A 17,313-nucleotide genomic window follows, 5' to 3' on the forward strand; every position below is an offset into this window, starting at 1 on the left:
CCTCCTTTAGCTCGCGGAGAATTTCATGAGCTTCACGGCCTCGAAGTTCTGGACGCCGCCGCCGAAGCGCTCGGTCACCCAGAAGGAGGTGAAGCCCTTGTTGGTGATGTTGTCGCGGATGATGCGCATGCCCCGGCGGCGGTAAATCAGGTAGGCCCGCTTGAAGTCGCCGAAGGCGATGGACAGGCTCCCGGAAGCCACGTCGGGCATGTAGTCGTCAGTGCGCACCGGATAGCCCAGGAGCATGCCTGCGACGCCCGCCTGCAGCCCCGGCTGCCAGAGGTAGTTGCCCTGGCCGTCCTTGAACTTGCGAATGGCTGCCAGCGTCAGGTCGTTCAGGAGAAAGGCCCCGGACGCTCGGTACTGAGCTTTGAGCGCGTGGATCAGGTCGATGAGTTTGTCGCTGGGGTTGCTGGACGCGAACGCGCCGTTGCCGCCGGAGAGCACGGTGCCGAGCTTGCCCCAGTCGTAGGAATCGTTGGCCACGGCGTCATAGGTCAGCAATCCGCGCGGGCGGGAGACGCCGTTGCCGGTCAGGAAGGCTTCGGCCTCGGCCTCGGCAAAAGCCAGGGCGACTTCCTCCATGAGGAAAGCCTCGACGTTGAAGCCCAGGTCCTCCAGGCTCTCATTGGTCACCTCGGGAAAGGCATCCACTTCCCGGGCCTCGAAGGTCAGCAGGCTGAACTTGGGTGTCGAGGTGGCCGACGGACTTTCACCCTCGCCGCGCCAGGCGTAGGATACGCCGGTGGTGCGCACGGGCTTCTTGTACACGGCCGCGTTGCCCGCGATGGTCTGGGCCATGCCGGAGAGCGCGGACATGGCGCTCACGGTGCGCTCGATGGCCTGGGCCATGTCCTCGGTGAGGAAATAGCCGCCGTCGGGATCGCTGTAGGTGGCCATGGCCTTGCGCTGGACTCCGGCCAGTTCGCGGTCGTCGCCCTTGCGCAGGTACTTGCCCAGGGCCTGTTTGTGCTCCTGGATCATGGGGTCCTGGCCGTCCACTCCCGCGCCCGGCCGGTTGGCCTTCTTGGCGACCTCGGCCAGGTCTTTGCCCAACCGGGTCAGATCCTCGTTGATCCTGGCGACCTTTTCCTCCAGGTCGGCCGGAGCGAAGCCTTTCTTCTCGATGGCCGTAAGACGATCGTCGTTGGCCTGCTTGAACTCCTCGAACGCCTTGTGCTGCTCTTCCAGCAGCTGTTTGATCTCGTCCATGGATTACCTCCTTGCGGACGTCTTGATGGTGGCGATGTTTCGCCGCAGCAAAGCGGCGACCGCATCCGCACCCCCGTTATGGGCATCCTCGGCGTCACGCAGAGGCAGGGCCTTGAATCCTTCGGCCAGAACGGCCTTGGCCTGTGTCCTGGAGAACCCGGCCTCACGCAGGGCCCTCTCGGCGAGCCGGATGTCCGGCACGCCCTTCACTTGATCCACCCGCGCCCTGGCATTGGCCGGAAAGGTCACGGGGCTGATCTCGATGAGTTCGATGCGCTTGAGCCTGCGACGGGGCTCACCCGGCTTGCCGCCCGAATCCCACTCCCGGGCCACGTAGCCGATGGACAAGCCGTCGATGGCCGGCCGGGGTTTCATGCGCATCAGGGAGTGAACTTCGCGCCCGCGCGGAGTCTCTGCCAGCCGGCCGGTTACGCGCAGACCCACTTCGTCCTCAGTGATATCCGTCCAGATGCCGATGGGCGTCAGGTCCTGCGCACCGAACCCGAGTCCGCCGTGCTGCAGGAGCATGACCGGCCAGGCGGCCTTGCCCGATCTGGCGTCGGTCAGGCTTTGCGTGAACGCCCCGGGCAGAATCACGTCGCCGTAGGCGTCCACGTTGCCGAACACGGCTCCGTATCCGGAAAAGGTCATCTGCTCGGCGTCGGTTCCGCCGGGAGCGAACTTGAGTTCCTTCAGGCTACAGTTGAGGCGTTGCATCGGCGGTATCCTCCGCGTTGTCACCGTCATCCGGCTCGGCCGGATCGGTCATGTTGAGGGGCACGCGGTAGCGTTCGCCGCCTTCGTAGGGATTCATGTCCTCATACTCGCGCACCTCGTTGGGATTCATGGCTCCGATGCCGTACATCCTGGCGTAGAACTCGGCCCGGTCCTTGGCCGCGCCGCGTAGGAGGCCGTTGAGCATGAACTTGGCGTAGAGCCCCTGGCGGCGCTCCTCCTCGCTGAACAGATTCTTGGCGATGCTCGTTTCGATGCGGCGGCACCAGGGCGAGAGCGTGTGGACAACGTGGGCCAGAAACATCTGCTCGGCGCTGGCGTAGGTGGCGGTCTTATCCGAGTAGCCCACCATGATGGGCAATACCCTGAAGGCCCGGCAGATTTCCTCGACCTGAAACTTGCGGGTCTCCAGGAACTGGGCCTGATCGTTGGGCGCGGTCATGGAAGTGAACTTCATGCCGCCCCAGAGCACGGCGGTTTTGAAGGCGTTTCCGCCGCCGGCGTGCCTTGCCTCCCAGGACTTGCGCAGGGCCAGGCGCTGCTCCTCGTTCAGGACCTGATCCGTGGACAGGACGCCGCCGACCACGGCTCCGTTGGAGAAAAGCCGCGCGCCATGTTCCTCGGTGGCCAAAGACAGGCCGATAGCCTCCCGGGCGAGGCGCACGCCTTCGAGCCCCATCCAGCCGTTCCAGGACGGCCCACGCAGGTGCCACATCTCGGAGGCGGAAAGTCCAATGCGACGGCCGTCGTCCGTGGTCACCTCGTAAGAGATCACGTAGCCGTCGCGCTTTACGGTCACCTGCTGCGGCTCGTAGGGGAGCAGCTCCACAACGCGGCCCAGCCCCCGATTCACGAACACAAATGCGTTGCCGCAGAACACCAGATGCATGACCACCTGCTCGATGAACTCGAAGCTGGTCTGCCAGTCGTTGGGCGCGTCCCCGAGCAGGCCGTAGAGCGGGTGGGCGTCGGCCGGGGTGCGCACGCCGCCTTGTGAGCGAAAGACTTTGAGCGGCACCTGGGCCAGCCCTTCGGCGATGACCCGGGCGCAGGCCAAGGCCGTAGTCGCCTGCAAGGCCGTCTTCCAGGTCACGGCCACGCCGCTCTTGGCGGGCTGGGTGAAGAAGCCGTCGGCCAGGAGGTCCTCCAGGGCCATCCCCGATGCCGACTTGCGGCCCTTGAGCCAGGAGATGACGCCCATCAGTCCCAGACCTCCATGCCGACAAACGGCTCTTCCGCGTGGAGCATGGCGCGGGAAAGGGCCATGATGGCGGCCACGATGCCGTCGATCTTGTTCTCGGCGCGTTCCTTGCCCGGATAATAGGCCTTGGTCCTGGTGGAGCGCAGCACCACGTTGGCGGCCTGCCAGGCCAGCAGCGGGTCGCCGTCGTGACGCAGCTTGCCCGAGAGGTAGATGGCCTCGAACTCCTTCATGGGCTCGGAGATGAACGCCGGAGACTGGTTGATCTCGATGCAGGAAAAGGACACCCGTTCGCGGATCTCCTGCATAAGCATCTCGGCCTCGCGCGGGTCGTAGGCCAGTTCCCGGATGGAGAAGCGGTCGGCGTAGGCCAGCAGGTCGTCCATGAGATAGTGGTAATCGGTGCGCGCGCCGGGCGTGGCCACCAGATGCCCCTCGGCCACCCAGCGCTGGTAGTGAGCGTTTTCGGGAAGGGTGACCGTCTCCTCCGGCAGGTAGTGCCTGCCGAAGAGATAGAATTCGTCCCCGCGCCTGAAGAGCAGCACCATGGCCGTGAGGTCCACCTTGGAGGCCAGGTCCACACCGACCCAGCAGGGCTCGCCCGCGAAGTCGTCCAAGGAGACGTCCGCCCGGCAGGCATTCCACTTGACCATGTTGATCCAGGCCGAGCCGGCGTTGGCCCAGACGTTCAGGTGCTTGCACTTGAGGATGTTCTGGCGGGAGGCGATCTGCAGGGCCTCCTTGCGCCGGGCCTGGAGGAAATCGGGGTAGACCGAGACGCCCAGGTTCGGGTTGGCCTTTTCCCAGGACGGCCACTCGGTCCAATCGTCGTCTTCGTCGATGGTGAACACGATGGCGAACAGCTGGTCGTTTTCCAGGGTGCCCTCGAGGACCTTCACGGCCTCGTCGCGTTTGGCGTAGCAGGGCCCGGAGGTGTCCACGCCGGCCGTGGTGATCACTGCAAGCATGGGCTGGGAGCGCGCGCCCATGCCGGTGAGCATGGTGTCGTAGAGGTCGGGCGTCTGGTGTTCGTGGTATTCGTCCACGATGGCGCAATGGGGCGAGGCCCCGTCGCCGGGCTTGCCGATGACCGGCTCGAACTTGCTGGCGTTGTCCAGGATGTGCAGGTTCTTGGCCCCGACGTGGATGCCGAAGTGGCTGACGAAGGACGGATTCTTGAGGCACATCTGACGGGCCGGACCGAAGACCTCCCAGGCCTGCTTCTCGCTGGTGGCACCGGAATAGACCTCGGCCCCGGGCTCGTTGTCGGCCGCGAACATGTACAGACCAATGCAGGCTCCGAGCACGGACTTGCCGGATTTTCTGGGGATCTCAGCGTAGATTTCACGGAAACGGCGCAGTCCGTCCGCCTTGCGCACCCAGCCGAAGGCCACGGCCAGGATGAAGCACTGCCAGGGTTCGAGGGCGATCTTCTTGCCCGCCCATTCCCGGCCTTTCACATGCACCATGTTGGAGGCGAAGCGGCAGATGCGTTCAGCCGCCTCCCGATCCCAGCGGAAGGGGTAGTCTTTGGATCTGGAGCGTTCCAGATCGTCCAGATGCCTCCCGCAGGCCTGCCGCACGAACGAGCAGGCCGCGATCTTTCCGCGCACGACGTCCCGCGCGTAGCGGTTAGCGGCGGTGGCATATGGGTGGGTGGTCTTTGGCATCTATTTACCTGGAACGACTTGCTATATGCCAGGATGTATGGACATGTGGTCTGCAAGCGAACAGCGAAAGGAGAGGACCATGAGCAACCAGGAACAAGCCCTTGCCGACTTCATGAACAAGATTCAGGAATCCAGAGAGCTGCTGCGCAAGATCGGCGAACGGTTCGACGATCACCTTGGTGTTGCGCCGGAAGAGATCACCTGGGCCAATGCCGGAGACGCTGGGCGGATTCTGGCCGACCTGCGGGATATCGCCGCATATCTTGAGGTGTAAGCGACCCCTCATGCTTTCCCGAACCCCGCCCATTCAGCGTTTTCCTTCCCGGCCGGATTCGCCGCGACCCGTGTGCGGCTCGATGGCGTCAGGCCGAACTCAGTCAGAAATTTGTGCATGATCTCCATGGCCCGGTTGGCCACCCCCACCAGCGGGTTCTGGATCACGTTGCCGCCGGTGGTCTTGATGAGCAGCCCGGACTGACGAATCTTGCGTTCTGCCTCGACAAAGCGCTCAAAGGCCTGGCAGTAAGCCGCCAGGGCCGCATCGTCCCCCTCGGTGAGCACGCCCATGCGGGCGAGCACCGGAGCCTTGCGGAGCCATTCCTCCCGGGCGGTCTCGCCAAGAAAGTCGGGCGGCTCAGGCAGCGCCGGGGCAAGCTCTGGCTCGTTGGGATTGACGCGGCACTTCTGCGCCGTGCCCTTGAGCATCTTGAGCTTGGTGGGGAGAGGCTTACGGCCGGCCATCTTCCTCCCCCTCCAGCGCTGCCTTCTCGCCCGTGAAGTCTTCCCAGCGCTTCACGGCGACATCGACGTATGCGGGGTTCAGCTCCATGGCCAGACAGGCGCGGCCGGTGATTTCGGCGGCGATGATGGTGGTGCCGGAGCCGGAGAAAGGTTCGTACACGGCCTGGCCCGGGCTGGAGTTGTTCTCCATGGGCCGCTTCATGCACTCGACGGGCTTCTGGGTGCCATGGATGGTGTCGGCGTCCTGGCCCTTGGACGGGATGTTCCAGATCGTGACCTGCTTGCGGTCTCCGCTCCAGTGGGCCTTGCCCTTGACCGCGTACCAGCAGGGCTCGTGCATCCAGTGGTAATGCCCCCGGGAGAGAACCAGACGTTCCTTGGCCCAGATGATCTGGGAGCGGATGCCGAAGCCGCAGACGACAAGGCTTTCCGCGACCGTGGCCGCGTGCAGCGCCCCGTGCCAGACATAGGCCACATCGCCGGGGAAGAGCGCCCAGGCCTCGCGCCAGTCGGCGCGGTCGTCGTTCAGGACAATGCCGGTGCGCTTGGTCTTCTGGCCGGACAGCGCCTCGTTGCGCCAGGCGGGATCGTATTCGACGCCGTAGGGCGGGTCGGTGACCATGAGGTGCGGCCGGACGCCGGCCAGCAATCTGCCCACGTCGTCCGCGCTGGTGCTGTCGCCGCACATGAGCCGATGGCGGCCCAGAATCCAGACCTCACCCGGTTTGCTTACTGGCTCTGCAGGAGTCTCGGGCACCTCGTCGGGATCGGTCAGACCCTCGGTGGTCGGCTTTGACAGCAGGGAGTCGATCTCGGCGGCGTCAAAGCCCGTGAGACTGACGTCAAAGGCCATGGCCTGGAGTTCTTCCAGTTCCAGGGCCAGGAGGTCCTCGTCCCAGGCGGCCCAATTGGCGGAGCGGTTGGCCAGCAGACGAAAGGCCTTCACCTGCGCGTCGGTCAGTTCGTCGGCCAATGCAACGGGAACTTCCGTCAGGCCCAGCTTGCGGGCGGCCTTGAGCCGCAGGTGCCCGTCCACCACGGTGCCGTCGGACTTGGCCACCACCGGGATGCGGAAGCCGAACTCCCGGATGGCCGCGACCATGCGCTCGACCTGCTCGTCGTTCTTGCGCGGGTTGCGGGCATAGGGAACAAGCCGCTCGATGGGCCAGGATTCGGTCTTCAGCATGGTTTCGGTCCTGGGTGTGGGGTGCGCAGTCTGCCGTGCAGGCGCTCGTGGCATTCGCGGCACAGGCTCATGAGGTTGCCGCTCGCATTGTTGCGGGGATTGCCGTCACGATGGTGAACCACTTCGGCCCCCCGGGTGCAGATGGCGCAGAGCGGGTCGCGTCTGAGCTTGCGATGCCGGACCCGCTGCCAGTGCGCGCTGTAGCCGCGTTTGGCCGCGTTACCCCGGACTTTGTCCTGGGCGCTGCGGCGAAGAGCGAGGGCCTCATCCGCGAGGTGCTTGTGCTCTGGGCAATACCCTCCGGCGTCAGTCGCCAGATTGCGGCAGCCCGGCTTGCGGCATGGTTTCGGCGGTCTTGGCGGCATACCCCCACCCGTCATTTTGCACGCGTAAAAATCTTGGGGCCCACCCGGTCTACGGGCCGAACCCACAGAGATTCGACCCGCCCCGGGCATCCTCCGAGGGTTTTCCCCTCTCTTGCATACATACCGGGGGGAATGGGAAAACGTCGGAGTTGGGAGGCTGTTTTTTGAATCAGCTCGGAAAGGGCTTGATTTAGAATTCTGTTCTGATAAAAATACCGACAGAAGTGAATAAGTGTAGGTAATTTTATCATGCCAAAAAATGAAACGTCGCGAGGCGGCAGGTTCTACGAGGCCATCGCCGTTTTCAAACGAGAAGGCGGCATGCTTCGCACGGGGCAAGCCCTGCGCAAAGGGATTCATCCAAGCACGTTGTACGCTCTCAGGGATTCGGGGATTGTGGAGCCTGTGAGCCGAGGAGTGTATAGGCTGGCAGAGGCTCCTGCCCTTGGCGACCCGGATCTGGTAGTTGTAGCTACGCGAGTCCCGCAAGGGGTCATTTGTCTCATCTCCGCTCTGGCCTTTCACGGGATCACAACCCAGATACCGCATGAGGTTCATCTGGCACTGCCCAGGGGGGCAGAGGAGCCGCGACTGGACCATCCTCCAATCGCAACGTATCGATTCACCGGCGAGGCCTTCTCGGAGGGAGTGGAAAATCACGTCCTCGACAATATGAACGTCCGCATCTACTGCCTGGAGAAGACGCTGGCGGATTGCTTCAAATTCAGGAACAAGATCGGAATGGACACTGCCATCGAGGCGGTCAGGCTGTATCGGGAACGAAGAGAAGTGAAAGTGAACGATCTGATGCGGTATGCGGCCATCTGCCGGGTGGCCAAGGTCATGCGTCCTTACATCGAGGCGATCCTGTGAGAGAAATCAAGAACATCCCCGCATCCGTTCATCATCGTTTGCAGAACAAGGCGAGGGAATCGTCCAGAACGTTTGGCGAACTCCTGCAGCATTACGCTATTGAGAGGTTTATCTACAGGGTGAGCAAGACACCCCACGCGGACAAATTTTTCCTCAAGGGAGCCCTGATGCTGCGAGCCTGGGGTGGGCCAGGTGTTCGCCCCACCATGGACATCGACTTTTTGGGCAGGACTGACAACAGCCTTCAATCCATTGAAAGCATCATGAAGGATGTCTGTGAGGCGGTTGTCGAAGCGGACGGCATGTCCTTCGACCCTGATTCCGTTCGGACGGTGAGAATTACTGAAGATGCAGAATATGATGGAGTTCGGGTGCGACTCCAAGGCCGGCTTGGCACCGCGCGGGTTTCCATCCAGGTGGACATTGGGTTTGGCGATATTGTCGTACCTGAATGCAAGCAGGTCATCTACCCGACTCTTCTCGATTTCCCTGCCCCGGAATTGGCTGGGTACTCCATGGAGAGTTCCATCGCGGAGAAGTTCCAGGCCATGGTGAAGCTGAGCCAGTTGAACAGCCGCATGAAGGATTTTTATGACGTATGGCTGCTTTCCAGGATGTTCGATTTCCAGGGGAAAGTCTTGATGCAGGCAATCGTGGCTACGTTCACTCGGCGAAAGACTGCATTGGACAGTGCTTCAGATCTATTCCGGACAACGCTCAGACGGGACAAAAGCAAACAATCACAATGGAGTGCCTTTCTCAAAAAGCTGAAGCTCGAAGATTGCCCTGACGACTTCGGGTCCGTTCTTGGTCATATGGAGTCCTTTCTGGTCCCACCGACAGAAGCGGTTATGACGGATGAGAATTTCGACCTCTTCTGGAATGCCCCGGGACCCTGGAAATGACATGTAACGCAGAAGTTGGTGACAGGTGACGGATTGTGACAGGTCATCCGGTTATCTGCTCATGCGCATGCGCGCACGCGCGCGTGAGCGATTAATGGTTTTTTCCCGTCACCATCTGTCACCCGTCACCCTACCTGTCGTAGGCATCTTGCCACTCCTCCCGCTTTTTCAAACAAATACCGGTGAAATGTCGTGATGCTTTCGTCCTGCCTGGAATGAACTCCCGTTTGCAGAGGTTCGCGCTGAATGCCTTTGTGCTGCCCGGGTGCTCTCCGTTGCGCTCGGCAAATCCCTTCCACGACTCAAAGAGCTCGGCTGTCTTGCAGACCAGCCTGGGGCCGACATCGCAGCATTCTTCGATCCACTGCCCGAAGAGGTCCTGCTCGTCGAAATAGGCGGCCGTGGCCTCCTTCACGCTTTCCGGCCGCAGGAGACCGTTCTCCCGCCAGTCCAGGCAGCCTTCGATCATCCAGCGCAGGATGGCCGGGTACTCGGCCTTCAGCTTTTCCTCCAGGCGCTTGTCCGGGCTCGCGGGCTTGTGGACAAAGGGGATGATGTTGAAACGTCTGCGGGCTGCCTCGTCCACGTTGCGAAGCACGGGCTTGTGATTGCCGACGATCAGGAGCTTGAACTGGGGCGTGTAGGTGAAGAAGTCCTGACGCATGAAGCGGGCGCTGATCTTGTCGCCGCCGGTGAGCTGTTTGATGCGGCTCTCGGCCCATGGACGGCCTTCTTCGGTCTCGGAGACGCTGACCAGCCTGGCCCCGCGCAGCATGGCCAGGTCGGTGGGGTGGCGGTCGCCCTGGCTGGCCGTGAAGGTGTCCATTGCCGCCGTGGCGGCGTAATCGCCCAGGATGTTGGTAAGGGTGTTGAGGAACACGGATTTTCCGTTGCCGCCAGGGCCGTATATGAAGAACAGGGCGTGTTCGGAAATGTCGCCGGTTAACGCGTAGCCGGCCACTTGCTGCATGAAGCGCTGCAACATGGCATCCCCTTGGGTCGCCTCATCCAGAAACCGCCGCCAGAGCGGGGCGTCGGAAGAACGCGCCGGAGCCACGGCGGCAAGCTTGGTGATGTAATCCTCGCGGCGAGCCGGACGCAAGGTCCCTGTGCGCAGATCCACCACGCCATCCGGAGTGCCCAGCAGAAGGAGGTCGGCGTCCCATATCTCGCTGGTCACGGCGAAGGCTCGGTCGGTCTGGGCGAACCGCTCCACCGCACCGGCCGTGGCGGCCTTGGACAGCGTGGCCGCGACCTTCGTGTTGTCCATGCCTGCGGCGGCCATCCGGCAGAGCTTTCTCGCCCAGGCAAAGGCCAGCCTGGTCTTTTCCACCCGCCAGTGACTGCCGGTCCAGACGAACCACGCTCCGGTCTCGTGGCAGTAGCGCAGATCGTCCTTGTGCTCCCTGGCGAAGAGGAGCGCGATGGCGTCTTCTGTGGCAGGATATGGGGTGGCTGGACAGGCGTCGTTCGATTCATCCGGCTTTGCCGGATCGAGCGCTGCTACGGCTTCGACCAGACGGAGCAGTTCCTCGCGGCCGTGGCCGGCCTTCTTCCAGTCCACGATGTCGCCCTTGGGCGGCAGGCCGGGCAGTTCCACGATCTTGACCGAGGCGGCCACGGGCAACAGTGCCTTGGCCACCCTGCGGGCGTGATTGCGCCCTGGCGTGTCGTTGTCCGGCAGGATGACCACCTGCTTGCCCTGGAAGTACGGATTGTACTCCTCGCGCCACTTGCCCGCGCCCATGGGGTTGCAGGTGGCGGCCAGCCCCCAGCCGGCGAGCTCCAGGGCCTTCTGCTCGCCCTCGACGATGAAAACGGTCTCGGCCCGCAGCATTTCAGGAAGGCGAAACGGCACCAACCGCACGCCCTTGACGGAGTTGATGCGTTTACCGGTCGCGTCCAGATGCCACTGGCGGATGGCCTTGCGGCAACCCGGGGTCTCGTAGCGGTCCACGGCAAACAGAAACCGGCCTGCCTCATCCTCGTAGCGAAAGGTGGCGACGAGATTTTCGGGCCGGACAGGCGTCTCCGGCAGGTCCTTACGCTTGGGCTTTAGCGTGACAGGTGCAAGCCCGATCTCCTCGGCGATCATCCGGGCGGCCTTGGCCTGGCCGAGTTCTTCTTGGGCCGCGACCAGGGAGATGATGTCACCGCCGCTCTCGCCGGTCGCAAAATCGGACCAGACCCCGGTCTCGGTGTTGCAGCTGAACGACTTTCCAGGGTTGCCATGGATGTCGCCGGCTACCAGTTCCCTGCCTTGGCGTTTGGCCTGAGGCAACCTACCTTGCAGAAAGCCCGGATTGGCCAGGGCCGCCTCGTTGATGCGCTTAAAGTCAAGGTCGGTTCCACGTCCGCCGCTCATCAGGCCGCCTCGAAGATTATGTTCCCGGCTGCGAGGCGAACGACGTTGAAAGCATCTTCGCCAAATTCCCTGGCCAGGAATCCGGTGAAGACCTGGGCGATGGTCCGCCCCACGGCCTTGTCGTCCTCGATGGCGCAGACCCGTCCCTTGAGCTGGAAGCAGGCATCGAGACGAATCCCCGTCCTGCCATGGATACTCTCGGCGGCGAGTGCGGCAAGAAACAAAGTGTCTTCGACGCCGGCCATGTCCACATGCTCGGCGAAATGGAATTTGAGCATGACATTCCCTCCGGTGAGTGGAAGTTCACTAGAAGAGGGCCGAACACCGGAGCGGCATCCGGCCCTATGGGATACGTACCGGCGTGAAGCCGGAAACGTCGGCTCTAGAGGTAGTCTTCCAGCCCAGCGTCCTTGAATGCGACGCGGACCTTGTCGATGATGCCGTACAGGGTCGATCTCGGGATGCCGGTTTCGCGCGAGACGTCGGTGATGGAGTCGCGCATCAGCCTCTGGCACAGGTCACTCAGCTTAGGAGGCAACTGATCCACGACCGAACGCACGTCGATGCCCAGGTCCCGCAGTTCATCGGATGAACGGCTCTGTCGCCCCGTGCGCAGCAGGTAGTCGTCCTGGTCAAAGGTTTCCGAGCGTTCGCAGCGCACGCCGTCTTCATCCTCGATGAGATCGTTCAGGGAGAACTCCTGAAGCCGGTAATCGCGCAGGCCGGCCTTGCGCTCTTCGATGAGGGTGGCCGCGCGGTGCTCCACGACCCTTGCGACGAAGGTGTTGTTTTGAGCCCGGGCGGGATCGTATTTGGGCTGACGGCGCAGCAGGTCGAGGAGCAGCTCCTGCTCCAGGTCCTCACGGTCCGCATCGGAGAAGCCGGGGTGGGCGGTCAGTTGCTTGGCTTTGAAGGTGATCAAACGGACTGTGTATTCGTCGATGCCGTGGTAACGGTTCTGGGACATTGTGCTCTCCTCGAGGCCGAGGAGGAGCGCTGTGGATGTCGACCGGACCGGTCCGCATGAAAATGCGGAGGTGTTGCGAGATCGCCGGATCGGCGACACCCACAACGACCTCCGCTTCGCGGCCAGTCGATTGTCTGGTGTGTTGTTGGACCGCCTCAGCTAGGCGGCGTCTTCCACATTCATTTTGAAGGGCAGGCCGTGCTTGACCTCGAGCAGACGCACCACACCGTCGCGGATGCGGTCAAAATGGGAAAAAAGCTCGATGATCTGGGCCTTGAGCTGGAAGTCCGAGAGATCGGCCTCGGGGCGCGGAGCATTGTCCCCGCCGAACTTGATCTCGCGCACGGTGGTGGCCGTTTCGAGCAGCGGCTCGCCGTTCTGGAGGCGGAGGTCTTCGATACGGCCGAAGTTGATGGACTGGAGGCGAAGCAGAAGCTGTCGCCGGGCCGGGGAGAGGGAGGATGCGTTCATGTCGCGTCTCCTTTCGGAGCTGCGCCTGAAGACGGGGCCCGGCGATGCCTTCAGGCGTTCAGGGATCAATGGCCGAGCCTTATCCCCTTCCCGCGACATGTCACAGGGACACGGAAAAAAGTTTGGCTGGAACTGAAAACATGATGTTAATTCAAATGCTTAATTGGTGAAGAAAGTTTGTTTTGCCAGAAAACACGGGCGTGACACGTCACGTGTCTTGACTGGGTGTGACTTAAAAGTTACATATTGCCCATGAACGAAGTCCGTCGGTACCGGAATGAGAATGGCTCTGAGATCATCACCGAATGGCTGGCGGGACTGAAGGACATCCGGGCTCGTGCACGAATCGTTGCCAGGATAGATCGTTTGGCTGTTGGGAATTTTGGAGACTGCAAGGCGGTCCGGGACGGAGTGTCGGAGTTGCGCGTTGATTATGGCCCAGGGTATCGAGTGTATTTTGGGAAGGTGGGTAAGAGGATAGTTCTGCTCCTTTGCGGCGGCGACAAGCGGACCCAGGAGGCCGATATCGAAAGGGCAGTGATGTGCTTGAAGGATTACAAAAGGAGGTCGCGATCATGAAGAGCAACACCAACCGTGCAAGCGTCAGCCATGACGAGGCGCTGGTGCGCGAACTCCGCGCCGATCCCGCCTTTGCTGCGGAATATCTCCAGGCCGCCATGGAAGACACCGATGAGCCGGCGGTGCTCCTCATTGCGCTCCGGCATGTCTCCGAAGCCTTCGGCATGGCCGAGGTGGCCCGAGAGGCCGGCATCAAGAGGGAGAGTCTCTACCGGGCCTTGTCCCCAACGGGGAATCCGACGCTGAAGACCTTGACGGCAGTGCTGAAGGCCGTGGGCCTGCGACTCGCCGTAGCTCCGGACAAATCAGGGCATCATCCTGCTTGTGCGTGATTGTTCAGGAGGATCAGATCAAGGAGCCGTTGCTACCAATTTTCTTCAGGAGGCTCCTCCCACCCCTCGGGCCGGATGAGAAAGGCCGTCTTCCAGCCCTGACCGTCTCGAACAATGGGCTCGCCGTCGATCTGGAAATAGGCTTTCAGAGCCTGCCTAAGCCGCGAAACCTGCTGCTTCTCACTTTCCTTGCGAGACTGGAATCCAGATTCATAATATCCATTTCCTTCGGCGAACTTCTCCAGCATCTCCCACTGGACACTGCGATTGGCGTTGTCGCTCCTGGCCATGCCCATGTCCGCATAACTCACCCGCAGTCTGGCATCTCTGATGGTGACAGATGCCGTGTCACCGGTGAGGAACCGAATGGTCAACTCGTTCCATTTGGCCCCATGCGGCGTGGGGAATGTCGTGGGAGGCGCTTTGGTGGTGGTCCTGGGAATACGGGTGTCGAGAAAGGAGCGCCAGCCAGCTGACGCCGAGAATCCCTTGTCTGCAAGGTCAACCACCTCTTCAAGGGACATGAGGTACGATGTGGCCGTCTCGATGGAGCTCCGTAGCCTCGCTGTCCAATAGCGATTGGTCGGGGTCAAGAGAATGAAACCACGCTTGCCGGTGCTTGTCAGATGGAGTGCGGCGCTTTCGAGTTGCTCCGTGGAGTTGCCCCCGCTAAACCGGACCCCCTGCGGTTGCAGACGAGCGGATGAATTCCCTGGGGGATTTCATCCGCAGCCCCTTGTGGGGGTGCCTCTCGTTGTAGTCCTCGAACCAGGCGTGGAGCTGGTTCAAAACCGCCTCCGCATCGGGACGTTCATGAATACGGACATAGTCCCGCTTGAAGGTCTTCACAAACGCCTCGGCCATGCCGTTGCTTTCCGGGCTGCGGACCGGCGTGAAGCGCGAGCGCAGCCCCAACATGGCTGCGAACTTCATCGTATCTTTGGCCGTGTAGCAGGAGCCGTTGTCCGAGAGCCACTCCACCGGGTGAGCGGTCCGCGGCGTCCCAAACCGCCTCTCCACGCATTCCAGCATCAAGTCCTGCACCATGCGGCTGGTGATGCCTCCTGTCGTCGCCAAGTAGCCCAGGGCCTCGCGGTCGCAGGTGTCGATGACGAAGACCACGCGCACGGTGTCGCCGTTGTCGCAGTGGATTTCAAAGGCATCGGAACTCCAGCGAAGGTTGCTTTTGAGCGTGACGACCTTGCCGTCATGGCTGCGCTCCGGCCTGTAGCCTTTGTGCCTGGCCAACAGCAGGCCATGAAGGCGCATGATCCGGTAAACGCGTTTGTGATTCACGCCCGGGCGCCCATCTTGCCGGAGCTGCCTGTTCAACAGGGCGCAGACCCGGCGATAGCCGTAAGTCAGGCGGTGATCCACGATGTCCCGGATCAGCGGCAGCAACCGCTCGTCCTCGGCCTTGGAGTAGCGCGCAGGCCGTTCACGGGGCGGCTCCTTCACCCGCTCGGCAAGTCTGGAGCGGGAAACGCTCAGAGCCTCGGCCACGCGTTTCATCGGAAACCGTCCTCCCAGGGCAACGGCGTGCGCGAGAGCAGTTTTTTTTCACGCGCGATCTCCAACGCCTCCTTGAGGATTTCCACCTCCATGGTCTTCCTGCCAAGCATGCGCTCCAATTCGCGGACACGCTTCTTGAGCAACCGCAACTCGGCAGCCCCGACGACTTGGTCATCGGCCTGCACTGCGGCTTTTCCCCCATCGCTCATGAGCTTTCTCCACCGAAACAGCAGACTCGGCGAGATGCCGTGCTTGCGGGCCACGTACGAGACGTTCATGCCCGGATGCAGCGACTCCTGGACCAGCTCCAGTTTCTCCGCCACGGTCCACCGTCGACGGTGGACCGTGGTCAGCACCTCCACCACTGCTTCCCCGTTAGCACTAGGTCTGGACATAGGGCTAGACCTATCTCCTATCGCTGCCAGGGTGTCCGGTCCAAACAGGGGCTACTCCACTCCGGATCGCCCCGGCAGCAGAGGTAAACACCATGCCGTGTACCAGGATTAGGGACGAGTTCGCCGATGAAGTAGTGGCCGAGAGCCTGGGATTCAAAGCCGGGCGAAAGACCGAGCGCCGTCGCGATGTCCTTGCACAGGGATTGTACATCGAGGCGTTGGATAACGATGTCGGCTTTGGAGAGCTTTTCGGTAGGGCAGTGTCTGCACTCCCCGACGATGTCTCCAGGGCCGTGGCGCACTACCCTGTGCAGGCCGCCGGGTGTAACGGGGCAGTCAAGGGACCCGGCTAAATCGTTGGTGGGGCGGAGATAGCGGCCGAGAGCGGCCAGAATCAGTGCGGAACTTCGCCGCCAGTCCATCGCGGCCAAGGCGAGGCCGGGAATATCCTCAAGAGCACGCCACGCTGACATCGTTCTCGACGTCCTCCTCGGATGTCTGGTTCAGGATGAAGCCACGTTTGGCCATCCAGGCGTCCAGCACGGTGCTGTCGTCGTGGCGCTTGATGTTGATCTTGTTGGGCGGATAGATGACCAATACCCTCGTCTTTTTCGTATTGGCGAAGGTGACTCTGAATTTGGCCAGAACAAGCGGAGCGTGTCTCGGCAACTCCTTTTCCCTGGCCTCATAGGCGGCGAAGAGATCCTCGGCACGCCGGGTTTCGAATTCCTTGTGTTGCCCACCCCATTTGATGCGTACTTCCTGGAGCACGATATCGTCCAGCCCTTCGATGTCGGAGCAGACCAGGGAGTCCTCACCGTCTCGGCGAAGGGGTTCCAAGGTGTACTTGCCGCGCTCGGAAAAGAACTCGTCATCCTCGAACAGATGCTTGCCGAATACACCCAGATAGAGCTCGCGCTCCTTTTTGGTCACGGGACTGATGCGAAGCTCCGCCAGGGCCGGTGTATATACCAGCACATCATGTTTTTCCGGGCGGTAGACGACGCTACCCGATTTGCCGTCGAGCACGGCCCCTTGGCGCTTGATTGGCTCTCCCCGTCGAATGAGGAACCAGAGGCCGTCATCGCGTTCAAAAGGATGGATCGTGACTGTTTTGCCGCACTTTTTTCTGTCAAACCATTCTGTAAGCGCGGCCTCCATGCCTTTCAGCGTGACGGCGGATGGGACTTTAATTGCAGGAACGCTTTTACTGTCGGGATTGAAGAAGCTTTCGAAACTGCGAGGCCTGTCCAGCTGATATTCGTTGTGCGCTCTTTCGAATATCTCTGGAGCCTGGAGCCAGGCTTGTACGGCAACATCCGTGGGTGCTGGTTCTTCTCCAAGGACAAGGTCTACACCCGCATCCTCGCAGCGTTCCAGAATATCCTGCATTCCCTCGTGTGTCGCCATCTCGTTGACTTGATACAGCGCCTCGACGAGGTCCTGGGGCATGTCGTCAGTGGAAAGAAAAAGACTCGTCAACGCCTCGTAGTCGAAGCCGTCGGACGAGCCTTCCGATGGAAGAGCAAATCCTTTTGCACCGAGGTATGCCGCGTGCGGAGCCAGGAATCTGACCAGCGAGTCGTGATGAATGGCTTTCAGATCGTTGACATGTGAGAACCGCTTGAAGTTGAGTGTCGCCATTGATCTGCCCTCCAGGTCTGATCTCGATGGCCGAGCGGGAAAGAATGCTGTTGCATGAAGACTGCATTGGCCGTTCGTAGGCAGAATGTCTACGGCCCATTCATAGCCCAAAACGTCTTTCAAATACAAGAGCAGCTGAGGACAAGAAAGGGTTTTGCCC

General features: G+C 61.6%; 18 protein-coding genes. 5 read left to right on the forward strand and 13 right to left on the reverse strand.

Annotated features, from left to right (window positions below; all coding sequences use genetic code 11):
- Window positions 1-6 precede the first annotated feature (6 nt).
- The 4 genes from H587_RS16785 to H587_RS0100830 are packed head-to-tail and all read right to left on the reverse strand — an operon-like array spanning window position 7 to window position 4,818.
- The gene (locus H587_RS16785) at window positions 7-1,212 is read right to left on the reverse strand and encodes a phage major capsid protein (protein WP_051202349.1); all 1,206 of its coding nucleotides are present in this window, start codon (window positions 1,210-1,212) and stop codon (window positions 7-9) included.
- Between the two features lie 3 nt (window positions 1,213-1,215).
- Window positions 1,216-1,929, reverse strand: a complete 714-nt coding sequence (locus H587_RS0100820) for an HK97 family phage prohead protease (RefSeq protein ID WP_027174633.1) — start codon at window positions 1,927-1,929, stop codon at window positions 1,216-1,218.
- A complete protein-coding gene (locus H587_RS0100825) occupies window positions 1,910-3,148 on the reverse strand; it encodes a phage portal protein (RefSeq protein ID WP_051202350.1) in 1,239 nt (412 codons plus the stop codon). The genes H587_RS0100820 and H587_RS0100825 overlap by 20 nt, the downstream gene beginning before the upstream one ends.
- A complete protein-coding gene (locus tag H587_RS0100830) occupies window positions 3,148-4,818 on the reverse strand; it encodes a terminase large subunit (RefSeq protein WP_027174634.1) in 1,671 nt (556 codons plus the stop codon). The genes H587_RS0100825 and H587_RS0100830 overlap by 1 nt, the downstream gene beginning before the upstream one ends.
- A gap of 79 nt (window positions 4,819-4,897) precedes the next feature.
- Here H587_RS0100830 and H587_RS0100835 point away from each other — a divergent pair, with 79 nt between their 5' ends.
- Complete coding sequence (locus H587_RS0100835) at window positions 4,898-5,092, forward strand: hypothetical protein (RefSeq protein WP_027174635.1); 195 nt, start codon at window positions 4,898-4,900, stop codon at window positions 5,090-5,092.
- Window positions 5,093-5,100: 8 nt separating this feature from the next.
- Here H587_RS0100835 and H587_RS0100840 read toward each other — a convergent pair whose 3' ends face one another.
- Together H587_RS0100840 and H587_RS0100845 are read right to left on the reverse strand one after the other, a co-directional pair.
- The gene (locus tag H587_RS0100840) at window positions 5,101-5,559 is read right to left on the reverse strand and encodes a phage terminase small subunit P27 family (RefSeq protein WP_027174636.1); all 459 of its coding nucleotides are present in this window, start codon (window positions 5,557-5,559) and stop codon (window positions 5,101-5,103) included.
- Window positions 5,546-6,745 (reverse strand): DNA modification methylase, encoded by a 1,200-nt coding sequence (locus H587_RS0100845; protein ID WP_027174637.1) that lies wholly within the window; start codon window positions 6,743-6,745, stop codon window positions 5,546-5,548. The genes H587_RS0100840 and H587_RS0100845 overlap by 14 nt, the downstream gene beginning before the upstream one ends.
- Window positions 6,746-7,359: 614 nt before the next feature.
- Here H587_RS0100845 and H587_RS16790 point away from each other — a divergent pair.
- Together H587_RS16790 and H587_RS16795 are read left to right on the forward strand one after the other, a co-directional pair.
- The gene (locus H587_RS16790) at window positions 7,360-7,983 is read left to right on the forward strand and encodes a type IV toxin-antitoxin system AbiEi family antitoxin domain-containing protein (protein WP_051202351.1); all 624 of its coding nucleotides are present in this window, start codon (window positions 7,360-7,362) and stop codon (window positions 7,981-7,983) included.
- Complete coding sequence (locus tag H587_RS16795; protein WP_034608381.1) at window positions 7,980-8,888, forward strand: nucleotidyl transferase AbiEii/AbiGii toxin family protein; 909 nt, start codon at window positions 7,980-7,982, stop codon at window positions 8,886-8,888. The genes H587_RS16790 and H587_RS16795 overlap by 4 nt, the downstream gene beginning before the upstream one ends.
- A gap of 130 nt (window positions 8,889-9,018) precedes the next feature.
- Here H587_RS16795 and H587_RS20080 read toward each other — a convergent pair whose 3' ends face one another.
- From H587_RS20080 to H587_RS0100880, 4 genes are all read right to left on the reverse strand, one after another.
- Window positions 9,019-11,253 carry a phage/plasmid primase, P4 family gene (locus tag H587_RS20080; protein ID WP_027174639.1) on the reverse strand — a complete coding sequence of 745 codons (2,235 nt, stop codon included), beginning with the start codon at window positions 11,251-11,253 and terminating at the stop codon, window positions 9,019-9,021.
- Window positions 11,253-11,531 (reverse strand): hypothetical protein, encoded by a 279-nt coding sequence (locus H587_RS16800; RefSeq protein ID WP_051202352.1) that lies wholly within the window; start codon window positions 11,529-11,531, stop codon window positions 11,253-11,255. The genes H587_RS20080 and H587_RS16800 overlap by 1 nt, the downstream gene beginning before the upstream one ends.
- Before the next feature lie 104 nt (window positions 11,532-11,635).
- A complete protein-coding gene (locus H587_RS0100870; protein WP_027174640.1) occupies window positions 11,636-12,220 on the reverse strand; it encodes a sigma factor in 585 nt (194 codons plus the stop codon).
- Between the two features lie 159 nt (window positions 12,221-12,379).
- The gene (locus tag H587_RS0100880; protein WP_027174641.1) at window positions 12,380-12,691 is read right to left on the reverse strand and encodes a hypothetical protein; all 312 of its coding nucleotides are present in this window, start codon (window positions 12,689-12,691) and stop codon (window positions 12,380-12,382) included.
- Between the two features lie 252 nt (window positions 12,692-12,943).
- Here H587_RS0100880 and H587_RS20085 point away from each other — a divergent pair, with 252 nt between their 5' ends.
- Window positions 12,944-13,270 (forward strand): type II toxin-antitoxin system RelE/ParE family toxin, encoded by a 327-nt coding sequence (locus tag H587_RS20085; RefSeq protein ID WP_034608382.1) that lies wholly within the window; start codon window positions 12,944-12,946, stop codon window positions 13,268-13,270.
- The gene (locus H587_RS0100885; RefSeq protein ID WP_027174642.1) at window positions 13,267-13,602 is read left to right on the forward strand and encodes an addiction module antidote protein; all 336 of its coding nucleotides are present in this window, start codon (window positions 13,267-13,269) and stop codon (window positions 13,600-13,602) included. Before H587_RS20085 ends, H587_RS0100885 begins: the two co-directional genes overlap by 4 nt.
- Window positions 13,603-13,634: 32 nt before the next feature.
- On the opposite strand, the gene H587_RS16810 is transcribed toward H587_RS0100885, so the two are convergent.
- The 3 genes from H587_RS16810 to H587_RS0100910 all read right to left on the reverse strand — a co-directional run bounded on the left by H587_RS16810 (window position 13,635) and on the right by H587_RS0100910 (window position 17,153).
- Window positions 13,635-14,126 (reverse strand): hypothetical protein, encoded by a 492-nt coding sequence (locus tag H587_RS16810; RefSeq protein WP_211219479.1) that lies wholly within the window; start codon window positions 14,124-14,126, stop codon window positions 13,635-13,637.
- A 145-nt stretch (window positions 14,127-14,271) separates the two neighbouring features.
- Window positions 14,272-15,509, reverse strand: a protein-coding gene (locus tag H587_RS0100895; RefSeq protein ID WP_156904408.1) for an IS3 family transposase whose coding sequence is annotated in 2 segments (ribosomal slippage) — window positions 14,272-15,152 and window positions 15,152-15,509 — 1,239 coding nt in all. Because the reading frame shifts where the segments join, the coding sequence is not laid out codon by codon here.
- 450 nt (window positions 15,510-15,959) lie between these two features.
- A complete protein-coding gene (locus H587_RS0100910; RefSeq protein ID WP_027174646.1) occupies window positions 15,960-17,153 on the reverse strand; it encodes a hypothetical protein in 1,194 nt (397 codons plus the stop codon).
- Window positions 17,154-17,313 lie beyond the last annotated feature (160 nt).

Origin of the sequence: Desulfovibrio aminophilus DSM 12254 (assembly GCF_000422565.1) — a bacterium.
In the GTDB taxonomy this organism is placed as follows: Bacteria; Desulfobacterota; Desulfovibrionia; order Desulfovibrionales; family Desulfovibrionaceae; genus Aminidesulfovibrio; species Aminidesulfovibrio aminophilus.

What these genes read in the sequence shown, in the direction of transcription:
- H587_RS16785 (WP_051202349.1), bottom strand. Translation starts at nt 1,212, where the DNA reads ATGGACGAGATCAAACAGCTGCTGGAAGAGCAGCACAAGGCGTTCGAG.
- H587_RS0100820 (WP_027174633.1), bottom strand. Translation starts at nt 1,929, where the DNA reads ATGCAACGCCTCAACTGTAGCCTGAAGGAACTCAAGTTCGCTCCCGGC.
- H587_RS0100825 (WP_051202350.1), bottom strand. Translation starts at nt 3,148, where the DNA reads ATGGGCGTCATCTCCTGGCTCAAGGGCCGCAAGTCGGCATCGGGGATG.
- H587_RS0100830 (WP_027174634.1), bottom strand. Translation starts at nt 4,818, where the DNA reads ATGCCAAAGACCACCCACCCATATGCCACCGCCGCTAACCGCTACGCG.
- H587_RS0100835 (WP_027174635.1), top strand. Translation starts at nt 4,898, where the DNA reads ATGAGCAACCAGGAACAAGCCCTTGCCGACTTCATGAACAAGATTCAG.
- H587_RS0100840 (WP_027174636.1), bottom strand. Translation starts at nt 5,559, where the DNA reads ATGGCCGGCCGTAAGCCTCTCCCCACCAAGCTCAAGATGCTCAAGGGC.
- H587_RS0100845 (WP_027174637.1), bottom strand. Translation starts at nt 6,745, where the DNA reads ATGCTGAAGACCGAATCCTGGCCCATCGAGCGGCTTGTTCCCTATGCC.
- H587_RS16790 (WP_051202351.1), top strand. Translation starts at nt 7,360, where the DNA reads ATGCCAAAAAATGAAACGTCGCGAGGCGGCAGGTTCTACGAGGCCATC.
- H587_RS20080 (WP_027174639.1), bottom strand. Translation starts at nt 11,253, where the DNA reads ATGAGCGGCGGACGTGGAACCGACCTTGACTTTAAGCGCATCAACGAG.
- H587_RS16800 (WP_051202352.1), bottom strand. Translation starts at nt 11,531, where the DNA reads ATGCTCAAATTCCATTTCGCCGAGCATGTGGACATGGCCGGCGTCGAA.
- H587_RS0100870 (WP_027174640.1), bottom strand. Translation starts at nt 12,220, where the DNA reads ATGTCCCAGAACCGTTACCACGGCATCGACGAATACACAGTCCGTTTG.
- H587_RS0100880 (WP_027174641.1), bottom strand. Translation starts at nt 12,691, where the DNA reads ATGAACGCATCCTCCCTCTCCCCGGCCCGGCGACAGCTTCTGCTTCGC.
- H587_RS20085 (WP_034608382.1), top strand. Translation starts at nt 12,944, where the DNA reads ATGAACGAAGTCCGTCGGTACCGGAATGAGAATGGCTCTGAGATCATC.
- H587_RS0100885 (WP_027174642.1), top strand. Translation starts at nt 13,267, where the DNA reads ATGAAGAGCAACACCAACCGTGCAAGCGTCAGCCATGACGAGGCGCTG.
- H587_RS16810 (WP_211219479.1), bottom strand. Translation starts at nt 14,126, where the DNA reads ATGTCCCTTGAAGAGGTGGTTGACCTTGCAGACAAGGGATTCTCGGCG.
- H587_RS0100910 (WP_027174646.1), bottom strand. Translation starts at nt 17,153, where the DNA reads ATGGCGACACTCAACTTCAAGCGGTTCTCACATGTCAACGATCTGAAA.